The sequence below is a fragment of the Sphingopyxis sp. KK2 genome (assembly GCF_001990265.1).
GTDB lineage: Bacteria > Pseudomonadota > Alphaproteobacteria > Sphingomonadales > Sphingomonadaceae > Sphingopyxis.
The window spans coordinates 1-10,167 of the sequence record NZ_LYVN01000141.1 but is presented as its reverse complement, the minus strand read 5'-3'; the positions used below and the strand labels follow the sequence as shown (position 1 = coordinate 10,167).

Sequence of the window (10,167 nt, the reverse complement as noted above, 5' to 3'; positions counted from 1 at the left end):
GGGGTGGCGTGGGGCATGGGGGAGGCTCCTTTCGGAAGCCATCATGCCTCAGTTCGGCCGAGGTGCCAAATGGCCCTCGGGCAGAGTGTCGAGCCAGCGCTGCAAGGCCCGCGGGTTTTCGAACCGAACGAGCCTGCCCTTGAAATCGGCGAGCCGCGCTTCGGTGCGGATACGCGGGCCGCTGTCCCACGCGAGCACGTAGAAGCAGAAGCCGAGGTCGAAGCGTTCGGGGCACCCTTCGGTCATGTCGGGACGCGTGCGCCCGCGGTAGGTCCAGATGCGCTTGAGCAGGCGCCAGAGACACAGCCGGATCGGATAGTCGAGATAGACGATGCTGTCGGCACGCCCGATCCGTTCGGCCATCGTGCTCCCGTAGTTGCCGTCGATCAGCCAGCGCTCGCTGACGGTGATCGCAGCGACCTTTTCGATCAGTTCGTCGGTGCTGCCCTCGACCCAGCCCGGCTCCCAATGCAGTTGGTCGAGATGGTGGACCGGCAGGCCCAGGCGTCGGCCCAGTTCGACCGACAGCGTCGATTTTCCCGCGCCGCAGGGGCCGATGACCAGCACGCGCTCCACGCGCTCAGTCCTGCAGGCGCAGCGCGATATCGCTCACGAAGCGCGCGTCATTGCCGTCGGCCAACCACCCGGCCTCGGCCGCGATTGCGCCGAGCAGGTCGACCAGCGGTTCCATCTCGCTCTTGTGGTAATTGCCGAGGACATGGCCGGTGACGCGGTCCTTGTGCCCCGGATGGCCGATGCCGATGCGGACGCGGCGGAAATCGTCGCCGATATGCTGGATCATGCTGCGGATACCGTTGTGGCCCGCCGCGCCGCCGCCCTGCTTGATCTTGATTTTCATCGGCGCGAGGTCGAGCTCGTCGTAGAAGACGGTGACGTCCTGCGGGGTCAATTTGTAGAAATCTAGCGCGGCGCGCACGCTGCGGCCGCTTTCGTTCATGAAGGTGCCGGGTTTCAGCAGCAGGATGCGCTGCGATCCGATGCGGCCGTCCTGGATCCAGCCCTGGAATTTCTTGGCGGGCGCGGGAAAGCCATGGACGTCGGCGATGACGTCGGCGGCCATGAAGCCGACATTGTGGCGATGCATCGCATATTGGGGCCCAGGATTGCCGAGGCCGACCCAGAGCTGCATGACACTGCCTTTCTCGGGGTCTGGAAGGGGCCGCCCGCGCGTGCGAGGGCGGCCCGATCAGGTTCAGGCGTCGGCAGCTTCGCCGTCGTCCTTGGACGTGTCGCCGTCGCTGGACTTCAGCGCCGACGGGGCGACGATCGTCGCGATGGTGAAATCGCGGTCGGTGATCGCGCTCTCGCTGCCCTTGGGCAGCTTGACGTGGCTGATGTGGATCGAATCGCCGACGTCGAAGCCGGTGACGTCGATCGCGATATCGTCGGGGATGTTCGCCGCGTCGCAGACGAGCTCGAGCTCGTGGCGGACGATGTTCAGCACGCCGCCGCGCTTCAGGCCCGGCGAGGCTTCTTCATTCTCGAACACCACCGGAACCGCGACGTTGACCTTGGCATCCTTGGTGATGCGCAGGAAGTCGGCGTGGATCGGACGATCCTTGACCGGGTGGAAAGCGACGTCCTTCGGCAGGGTACGCACCTGCTTGCCATCGACTTCGATCATCACGACCGAGTTCATGAAGTGACCCGTCATCAGCTGCTTCATCAGCAGCTTTTCTTCGACGTGGATCATCAGGGGTTCTTCTTTGCCGCCATAGACGACGGCGGGGACGCGACCATTACGACGCAGGTCACGCGAGGCTCCCTTGCCTCCGCGTTCGCGCGTCTCGGCCGACAGCACCAGCTGTTCGCTCATAATTTTTCTCCGAAACATTTTGCACAGTTCCGCCACGCCTCCAGGGATGACCATGGACGGAAGCGGCGGCGCTTAGCGGGGAAGGCGCAGAAATGCAAGCGCGGCGGAGCCTATTGTACCCGCGTCACCTTATAGCCTTTCGCCGTCAGCAGCGCGGGCAGCCCGTCGGCGCCGACCAGATGCCCCGCGCCGACCGCGACGAGCACCACGCCGGGCTTGTCCATCCGCGTCGCCGTCCAGGCGCTCCAGCGGCGATTGCGGTCGGTGATGATCGCGCGCCGCGCGGCGGGCACGGCGTCGACATCCTCGTTGATCATCGTCTCCAGCGCCTTCACATCGCCGCGCGACCAGGCCGCGGTCAGCGTCTCGACATCGGCGACGGCCCCGCCTGCTCCCGCTGCGGCCCTGGTCAGCAAGGTCCGCTGCGTCGCGGGATCGAGCGTTTCGAACAGCATCAATTGCTCGCGCGCGCCTTCGAGCCCGCCGATCGGCTTGCCCGCGTCGCTGAACCGCGCGGTCAGCCCGGTCTCGACGCCGTTGGAGGGGAGCAGCCGGGCGTTTTGCGCGACGCGCTGCCCCATCACCACCATTACCGCCCAGTCGTCGAGCGCGTCGCCGCCGAAGCTCTGGCCGGCGCCGCTCGCCTCGAGCGTGCGATAGGCGGCGAGCGCGTCGGCGGGCAGGCGCTTGTCCATCGCCAGCGGGGCGGTGCGCGGCGCGAGGCGCTGGAATTCGGCGCCCACCGCCGCCAATTGCTCGGGCGACAGTTCGAGCACCAGCTCGTCGGCCGATGCGATCGCCTTGGCGACCTGTCCGCCGTCCCAGCCGGTCCCCGCGGGCAGCGCGTGCATCGTGCCGAGCAGGTAGATCCGGGTGTCGTCATCCTCGACCAGCCACATCGCGGGGCGCACTTCGAGCGTGACCTCGGGCGCGCCGCACGACGCGAGCAGGCACGCGAACAGGGCCGCCGCGATGCGGCGACCCTGCGTTGGCAACGGGCGATATCGACCGATCAATAGTCGACCCGCGTTGCGGTCAGCCCGCGCGCCTTCAGATAATCCTGCACGCTCTTGTCGCCCGCAAGGTGGCCGGCGCCGACCGCGACGAAGACCGTGCCAGGCTGCTCCATCCGCGCCTTGATCGCATCGGCCCAACGCGCGTTGCGATCCCACAGCAAGGTCTTGGCGAGATCGGGGGTGGCCTCCATGCTCTCGTTCATCGACTGGGCGAGCGCTTCGGGATCGCCTTTCGCCCATTGGCCGACCATCTTGTCGAGCATCGGGCCGAGCGTGTCGATGTCGCGGACGACGGCGTTGAGGAAGGCGACCTGCGACTTTTCGGGCAGCGTGTCGAAGAAGCCGAGCTGTTCCTCGAGCGTCTCGAAGCCCGCGATCGGCTTGCCCGCGGCCTTGGCGGCGGCGGTGAGCTGTTTTTCCGCGCCCTGTTCGGGATCATAGCCGAGCTTGGTCAGCGGCAGCACCGACAGCGTCATCGCCGGGAACCAGGGTTCGAAATTGTCGAAGGCGTTGGCGGGCAGCCCGAGGTTGGTCATTGCCGCCTGATAGGCCTTCAGTTCCTCGGCGCTGAGCCGCGAGGGCAAGGTCTTGCCGGTCGTGTCCATCGCCAGCGGCATCATCGTCTTGGCGACGGCGGACTGGTCCTCGGGCATCACCAGTTCGAGCATCAGCTGATCGGACTTGTCGAACGCGTCCTTCACCGCCTCGTCGAACCAGCTGAGGCCGGGTTTCAGGACGTGCACCGATCCGAAGAGATAGATGGTCGTGTCGTCGTCCTTGACCACCCACAGCGCGGGATCGGCATCGACCGTCGCGGCGGCGGGGGCAGGGGCGCTGATCGGGGCCGGCTCGGCGGCGTGCGCGACGCTGCCGCCCGGGATGATCGCGCACTGGGCGAAGGGGATCACCGCGCAGGTGGCGGCGAGTGTCTTGAGCCATTTTTTCATGGGATTAGCCTTTCGAACGAGATGTGTAGGGGAGAGGAAGCAAAAGCGCGAGGGCGCGGGTCAGCGATATTTGAGCCAGAGCCAGACGACGCCGTTGACGATAAGCGAGGCGACGAACAGCAGCATCGTGTCGGCGGGCGGGGCGAGGCTGGCGCGATGCAGCACCCACCACACGGGCGCCGCGAACATGATGACATACCAGCCCGCGGTGCATGCCCACAGCCAGGCGCGTTCCTCATGATCGTCGATCGAGCGATGGTAGATCGCCATCGATACGACCATGCCGACGAGCCACAGGATCGAGGCACCGATCGCGAAATTGGCGGTCAGCGGTCCGTTGGCGACGAGCGCGAGCCCTGCGGTGGTGGTGCCGGGCTGGTCGACCTGCAGCCAGGCGCCCAATATGCCCCCGAGCACCGCCGCGATGCCGAGCGCGGTCCAGTAGCGCTTGCGCCGCGGCGACATCGGGCGCCGGGTCTGTTTTGTCTGGCCGCTATCCGTCATTGCCATTTCCTTCGGAACCATCGTCAAAAATTTCCTCGATCGGCATGTCGAACAGCCGGGCGAGTTTGAAGGCGAGCGGTAGCGACGGGTCATATTTGCCCGTCTCGATCGCATTCACCGCCTGCCGCGACACATCGAGCCGGTCGGCCAGTTCGGCCTGGCTCCAGTTGCGCATCGCGCGCAGCACTTTGAGTTTGTTGTTCATTGGCGCCTCGCCAGCTTCGTCGTCGCGCCGGTCATAGCCGGATTTCGATCGACGGGAAGGCCCGGATGCACACCGCGCGCGGCTGACCAAGGGCCTGGCCAAGAGACTGGAGCACCCGCGCCGCGGCGGGCGCTCCAGCTCAGGTCGCCGGCCGACACCGGGGAGCATCGGCCGAAACGAAAGGACGAAACCGGGCGCATCGTCCTCAACGCGCCGTGCGAACCATCAGCAGTGCGAGCTGGGTGCCGCCTTCGGCGCGGGCGATGGCGCGGTCGGCCTGCGGCTTGGCGCTCGCCATCACGTCGGCGATGCACTGCGACTGGCGGGTCATCGCGGCGACGCCGCGTTCGCCGGTGACGCACAGGTCGCGCGCGGCGCTCTTGACGCGGATTTCGAGGCGCTGCTGGCCTTGCGCGGTGGAAAGGTCGAGGTCGGCGATGCGTACTTCGGCGGTCGGCGCTTCGGCGGCGAACGCGGGAACGGCGGCGGTGAGCGAAAGGGCGAGGATCAGGGTGCGGGTCATCATGTCTATTCTCCTTGGTGTTTGTCGGTGTTGGTCAGTCTCACCTGTCTTTGTGTCAGGTGTTGTTGACTATATGTCGCGATTCGCTGACTATGTCAACAACACCTGACAAAAAGTTTTGCGAAGCTGACAAGGGACGCAGTTTCACGAGGGTCCGGAGGGCGCGGAGCCTTGACCCTCGCGCGCCGCTGCGCCAAGGGCGGCGGCAATTGTTGCACCTGCGAAAGATGGCGAAAAATGGCCGACGCGGCGGAAAAGGCCCCCCTCAGCTTTCAGGACATGATCCTGACGCTGCATGAATATTGGGCGGCGCGCGGCTGCGCGATCCTGCAGCCCTATGACATGCGCGTGGGGGCGGGCACATTCCACCCCGCGACGACGTTGCGCAGCCTGGGTCCCGAGCCGTGGAACGTCGCCTATGTCCAGCCGAGCCGCCGCCCGACCGACGGCCGCTATGGCGAGAATCCGAACCGCCTCCAGCATTATTACCAGTATCAGGTGATCCTGAAGCCGTCGCCCGCCGACCTGCAGGAACAATATCTGGGCTCGCTCGCCGCGATCGGCATCGACCCGCTGCTCCACGACATCCGCTTCGTCGAGGACGATTGGGAATCGCCCACCTTGGGCGCGTGGGGGCTGGGCTGGGAAGTCTGGTGCGACGGGATGGAAGTCACCCAGTTCACCTATTTCCAGCAGATGGGCGGTTTCGACTGTAAGCCCGTCGCAGGCGAGCTGACCTACGGGCTCGAACGCCTTGCCATGTATATCCAGAATGTCGACAATGTGTACGACCTGCGCTTCTCCGACGCGGTCGGCGATGTTGCGGCGGTGAGCTATGGCGACGTGTTCCTCGAGAATGAACGTCAGTTCTCGAAATGGAATTTCGAGGTCGCCGACACCGACAGCCTGTTTGCCGGGTTCAAGGCGGCCGAAGCCGAGTGCCAGCGTGCGATCGCGGCGAATGTGCCGCTCGCGGCCTATGACCAGGCGATCGAGGCGAGCCATCTCTTCAACCTGCTCCAGGCGCGCGGCGTGATCAGCGTGCAGGAACGCGCCAATTACATGGCGCGCGTCCGCGACCTCGCAAAAGGAAGCTGCAAGGCGTGGATCGACAGCCAGTCCGAGCGCTGGACCGCAAAATATCCGGGGTGGACGCTGTGACCGACTTTCTTCTTGAACTGCGCAGCGAGGAAATCCCGGCGCGGATGCAGGCCGGCGCGCGCGCCGAGCTCGAAAAACTGTTTCGCGCGCAACTGAGCGCTGCGGGCCTTGAAGCGGGTGACCTCACCATCTGGTCGACGCCGCGCCGGCTGGCGCTGATTGCCAAGGGGCTGCCGGAGGCGACCGCCGCCGTCAGCGAAGAACTCAAGGGCCCGCGCAGCAGCGCGCCGCCGCAAGCGCTCGAAGGTTTCCTCCGCAAGACCGGGCTGACGCAGGATCAGCTCGAAGACCGCGACGGCGTGTATTTTGCGGTGATCGACAAGCCCGGCCGCGCGACCGCCGAGGTGCTGGCCGAGGCGATCCCGGCGATCGTCCGCGGCTTTGCGTGGCCCAAGTCGATGCGCTGGGGCAAGGCGAGCGCGAGCAGCGAAAGCCTGCGCTGGGTGCGCCCGCTGTCGGGCATCGTCGCGATTTTCGGCGAAGAGCTGGTCCCGTGCGAAGTCAGCGGCATTGCGGCGGGTTTCGCGACGCGCGGTCACCGGTTCCACTGCCCGGGCGAGATCACGATCGGTTCGGCATCGGACTATGCCGAGAAGTTGCGCGCGTGCCACGTCATCGTCGACCATGAGGAGCGGCAGGCGATCGTCCGCGACGGCGCCGCCAAGGCCGCGGCGGACGCCGGGCTGACGCTGGTCGCCGATGAAGGTCTGGTGATCGAGAATGCCGGCCTCACCGAATGGCCGGTGCCCTTGCTCGGCCGCTTCGACGAGGCGTTTCTGGAGGTGCCGCCCGAGGTCATCCAGCTCACCGCGCGGGTGAACCAGAAATATTTCGTCGTGAACGGGGCGGACGGGAAGCTGGCGAACGGCTTCGTGTGCACCGCGAATATCGACGCGAAGGACGGCGGCGCGGAGATCGTCGCGGGCAACCGCAAGGTGCTCGCGGCGCGACTGTCCGACGCGCGCTTCTTCTGGGAACAGGATCAGAAGAAGACGCTCGCGCAACATGCCGAGAAGCTGGCGAACATCACCTTCCACGAAAAGCTGGGCACCGTCGCCGACAAGGTCGAACGCGTCGCGAAGCTCGCCGAATGGCTGGCGAGCGAAGGCATCGTCCCGAACTGCGACCCAGCACTCGCGCGGCAGGCGGCCGAGCTGGCAAAGGCCGATCTCGTCACCGAAATGGTCGGCGAATTCCCCGAATTGCAGGGCCTGATGGGCGGCTATTATGCCCGCGCCGAAGGCCTGCCCGATGCGATCGCCGACGCGATCCGCGATCATTACAAGCCGGTCGGGCAGGGCGATGACGTGCCGACGGCACCGGTGGCGGTGGCTGTCGCGTTGGCGGACAAGCTGGATACGCTCCGTAGCTTCTTCGCGATCAACGAAAAACCGACGGGTTCCAAGGACCCCTTCGCGCTGCGCCGTGCTGCGCTTGGAGTTATCCGCACGCTGACGGAGAATGGTTTGCGTTTCGCCGTTGCAGAGGGGGATCTGCTCGACTTCTTCGCCGACCGCCTCAAGGTCCAGCAGCGCGAGGCCGGTGTCCGTCACGACCTGATCGACGCGGTGTTTGTGCTCGGCGGCGAGGATGATCTCGTTCGGTTGCTCGCGCGCGTGAAGGCGCTCCAGGCCTTCATGGCGACCGAGGACGGCACCAACCTGCTTGCGGGCTACAAGCGCGCGGCGAATATCCTGAAGCAGGCGGGCGAGGTGAGCGGTACGGCCGCCGCGACGCCGCCGACCGATGCCGACGCCGCGCTGCTCGCCGCGCTCGATGTCGCAGAGCCCGCAGCCTCCGCTGCGGTCGCCGAAGAACGCTTCACCGAGGCCATGGCTGCGCTCGCGTCGCTGCGCGCGCCGATCGACGCCTTTTTCGAGGGCGTGATGGTCAACGATCCAGACGAAGCGGTCCGCGCCTATCGTCTCGGCCTGCTCGCGCGCTTTACCGGCGCGGTGCACGGGGTCGCCGATTTCTCGAAGATCGAGGGCTGACCTTACGGCCCCTTTGAACGAACGAAGCAAAACTGAATCGACCAAGTTCGATCGCATACCTATCCAGCCGCAACCTCCTCCCCGGGGCAGCAGGAGCATGACATGACGAAGATGGTGCATTTGTTCGGCGGCGCGGCCACGACGGCCGAGCGTTCGAAGGAATTGCTGGGCGGCAAGGGATCGAACCTTGCCGAAATGGCCTCGATCGGCCTGCCGGTTCCGCCGGGCTTTACGATCACCACCGACGTCTGCACCGCTTATTACGCCAATGGCGAACAATTCCCGGCCGGGCTGGTCGAGGATGTCGCGGCGGGCATCGCGCATATCGAGGGCATCACCGGCAAGAAGTTCGGCGATGCGGCCGATCCGCTGCTCGTCTCGGTCCGCTCGGGCGCGCGCGTATCGATGCCCGGCATGATGGACACGGTGCTCAACCTCGGGCTCAACGACCGCACCGTCGTCGGCCTTTCCGAAGCGTCGGGCGACCCGCGCTTCGCGTGGGACAGCTATCGCCGCTTCGTCCAGATGTACGCCGACGTCGTCATGGGCCTCGACCATGCCGAGTTCGAGGAAGCGCTGGAAATCGCCAAGGAAGACAAGGGCTTTTATCTCGATACCGAGATGTCGGCCGAGGATTGGCAGGCGCTGGTCAAGGAATATCAGGCGATCGTCGAGCGCGAGACCGGCGCGCCGTTTCCGCAGGAACCGAACGACCAGCTTTGGGGCGCGGTCGGCGCGGTGTTCGCGAGCTGGGAAAGCGACCGCGCGAAAGTCTATCGCCGGCTGAACTCGATCCCCGGCGAATGGGGCACCGCAGTCAATGTGCAGGCGATGGTGTTCGGCAATATGGGCGACACGTCGGCGACGGGCGTGGCGTTCACGCGCGATCCTGCGACCGGCGAGCGCGCCTGGTATGGCGAATGGCTGATCAATGCGCAGGGCGAGGACGTCGTCGCCGGCATCCGCACGCCGCAGTACCTGACCCTCGCCGCGCGCGAGAAGGCGGGCGCCAAGCCGCTGTCGATGGAAGAGGCGATGCCCGAAACCTTCGGCGAGCTCGGCCGCGTCTTCGACACGCTCGAGACCCATTATCGCGACATGCAGGACATCGAGTTCACCGTCGAACGCGGGACTTTGTGGATGCTCCAGACGCGTTCGGGCAAGCGCACCGCCAAGGCGGCGCTGCGCATCGCGGTCGAAATGGCGGCCGAAGGGCTGATCTCGGAGGAAGAAGCGGTCGGCCGCGTCGATCCGGGCGCGCTCGACCAGCTGCTCCACCCGACGCTCGACCCGAAGGCACCGCGCGACGTGCTGACCAAGGGGCTGCCCGCCAGCCCCGGCGCGGCATCGGGCAAGATCATGTTCGACGCCGACAGCGCCGAAAAGGCTGCGGGCATGGGCGAGGCGGTGATCCTCGTTCGCGTCGAAACGTCGCCGGAAGATATCCACGGCATGCACGCCGCCAAGGGCATCCTCACGGCACGCGGCGGGATGACCAGCCACGCGGCGGTCGTCGCGCGCGGCATGGGGCGCCCTTGCGTCTCGGGCGCGGGCGGGCTGTCGATCGACGGGCAGGCGCGCGTGCTGCGCGTCGGCGGACGTGAACTGCGCGAGGGCGACATCCTCACCCTCGACGGATCGACCGGCGAAGTGATGGCGGGCGAGGTTCCGACCTTGCTGCCCGAACTGGTCGGCGATTTCGGCACCTTGATGGTGTGGGCCGACGAGGTCCGCCGGATGAAGGTGCGCGCCAACGCCGAAACCCCGCAGGACGCGCAGGTCGCGCGCGATTTCGGTGCCGAGGGCATCGGGCTGTGCCGCACCGAGCATATGTTCTTCGACGCCGCGCGCATCACCGCGGTGCGCGAGATGATCCTTGCCGAGAATGAAGCGGGCCGCCGCGTCGCGCTTGCCAAATTGCTCCCCGAACAGCGCGGCGACTTTGCCGGAATTTTCCAGGTGATGGCGGGGCTGCCGGTG

11 protein-coding genes are annotated in these 10,167 nt (G+C 66.4%); 3 read left to right on the top strand and 8 right to left on the bottom strand.

Annotation, left to right across the window (positions count from 1 at the left end):
* Nucleotides 1–48 precede the first annotated feature (48 nt).
* The 8 genes from B1A78_RS17990 to B1A78_RS17955 form a co-directional block, all read right to left on the bottom strand.
* A complete protein-coding gene (locus tag B1A78_RS17990) occupies nt 49–576 on the bottom strand; it encodes an AAA family ATPase (protein WP_077148283.1) in 528 nt (175 codons plus the stop codon).
* Nucleotides 577–580: 4 nt separating this feature from the next.
* Nucleotides 581–1,150 carry an aminoacyl-tRNA hydrolase gene (gene pth / locus B1A78_RS17985; RefSeq protein ID WP_077148282.1) on the bottom strand — a complete coding sequence of 190 codons (570 nt, stop codon included), beginning with the start codon at nt 1,148–1,150 and terminating at the stop codon, nt 581–583.
* A gap of 63 nt (nt 1,151–1,213) precedes the next feature.
* Nucleotides 1,214–1,837 carry a 50S ribosomal protein L25/general stress protein Ctc gene (locus tag B1A78_RS17980; RefSeq protein ID WP_179102086.1) on the bottom strand — a complete coding sequence of 208 codons (624 nt, stop codon included), beginning with the start codon at nt 1,835–1,837 and terminating at the stop codon, nt 1,214–1,216.
* A 110-nt stretch (nt 1,838–1,947) separates the two neighbouring features.
* Entirely contained in the window at nt 1,948–2,832 is an 885-nt protein-coding gene (locus tag B1A78_RS17975; protein WP_256839207.1) for a TraB/GumN family protein, read from the bottom strand.
* A gap of 17 nt (nt 2,833–2,849) precedes the next feature.
* Nucleotides 2,850–3,800 (bottom strand): TraB/GumN family protein, encoded by a 951-nt coding sequence (locus B1A78_RS17970; protein WP_077148280.1) that lies wholly within the window; start codon nt 3,798–3,800, stop codon nt 2,850–2,852.
* Between the two features lie 60 nt (nt 3,801–3,860).
* Nucleotides 3,861–4,304, bottom strand: a complete 444-nt coding sequence (locus tag B1A78_RS17965; protein WP_077148279.1) for a hypothetical protein — start codon at nt 4,302–4,304, stop codon at nt 3,861–3,863.
* Nucleotides 4,294–4,509, bottom strand: coding sequence for a helix-turn-helix transcriptional regulator (locus tag B1A78_RS17960; RefSeq protein ID WP_077148278.1), 216 nt, complete (start codon nt 4,507–4,509; stop codon nt 4,294–4,296). Before B1A78_RS17960 ends, B1A78_RS17965 begins: the two co-directional genes overlap by 11 nt.
* 205 nt (nt 4,510–4,714) lie before the next feature.
* On the bottom strand, nt 4,715–5,035 hold the full coding sequence (locus B1A78_RS17955; protein ID WP_083734287.1) for a UrcA family protein: 321 nt from the start codon (nt 5,033–5,035) through the stop codon (nt 4,715–4,717).
* A 234-nt stretch (nt 5,036–5,269) separates the two neighbouring features.
* Here B1A78_RS17955 and B1A78_RS17950 point away from each other — a divergent pair, with 234 nt between their 5' ends.
* The 3 genes from B1A78_RS17950 to ppdK all read left to right on the top strand — a co-directional run.
* The gene (locus B1A78_RS17950; protein ID WP_077148276.1) at nt 5,270–6,193 is read left to right on the top strand and encodes a glycine--tRNA ligase subunit alpha; all 924 of its coding nucleotides are present in this window, start codon (nt 5,270–5,272) and stop codon (nt 6,191–6,193) included.
* Nucleotides 6,190–8,187: a glycine--tRNA ligase subunit beta gene (gene glyS / locus B1A78_RS17945; RefSeq protein ID WP_077148285.1), complete on the top strand. Its 1,998-nt coding sequence runs from the start codon at nt 6,190–6,192 to the stop codon at nt 8,185–8,187. The genes B1A78_RS17950 and glyS overlap by 4 nt, the downstream gene beginning before the upstream one ends.
* A 102-nt stretch (nt 8,188–8,289) precedes the next feature.
* On the top strand, nt 8,290–10,167 hold a 1,878-nt coding region (gene ppdK, locus B1A78_RS17940; protein ID WP_077148284.1), incomplete at its 3' end, for a pyruvate, phosphate dikinase.

Bases quoted from the DNA above. Each gene is read 5' to 3' on its own strand.
- B1A78_RS17955 (WP_083734287.1), bottom strand. From the start codon at position 5,035: ATGATGACCCGCACCCTGATCCTCGCCCTTTCGCTCACCGCCGCCGTT.
- pth (WP_077148282.1), bottom strand. From the start codon at position 1,150: ATGCAGCTCTGGGTCGGCCTCGGCAATCCTGGGCCCCAATATGCGATG.
- B1A78_RS17965 (WP_077148279.1), bottom strand. From the start codon at position 4,304: ATGACGGATAGCGGCCAGACAAAACAGACCCGGCGCCCGATGTCGCCG.
- B1A78_RS17950 (WP_077148276.1), top strand. From the start codon at position 5,270: ATGGCCGACGCGGCGGAAAAGGCCCCCCTCAGCTTTCAGGACATGATC.
- B1A78_RS17970 (WP_077148280.1), bottom strand. From the start codon at position 3,800: ATGAAAAAATGGCTCAAGACACTCGCCGCCACCTGCGCGGTGATCCCC.
- B1A78_RS17960 (WP_077148278.1), bottom strand. From the start codon at position 4,509: ATGAACAACAAACTCAAAGTGCTGCGCGCGATGCGCAACTGGAGCCAG.
- B1A78_RS17980 (WP_179102086.1), bottom strand. From the start codon at position 1,837: ATGAGCGAACAGCTGGTGCTGTCGGCCGAGACGCGCGAACGCGGAGGC.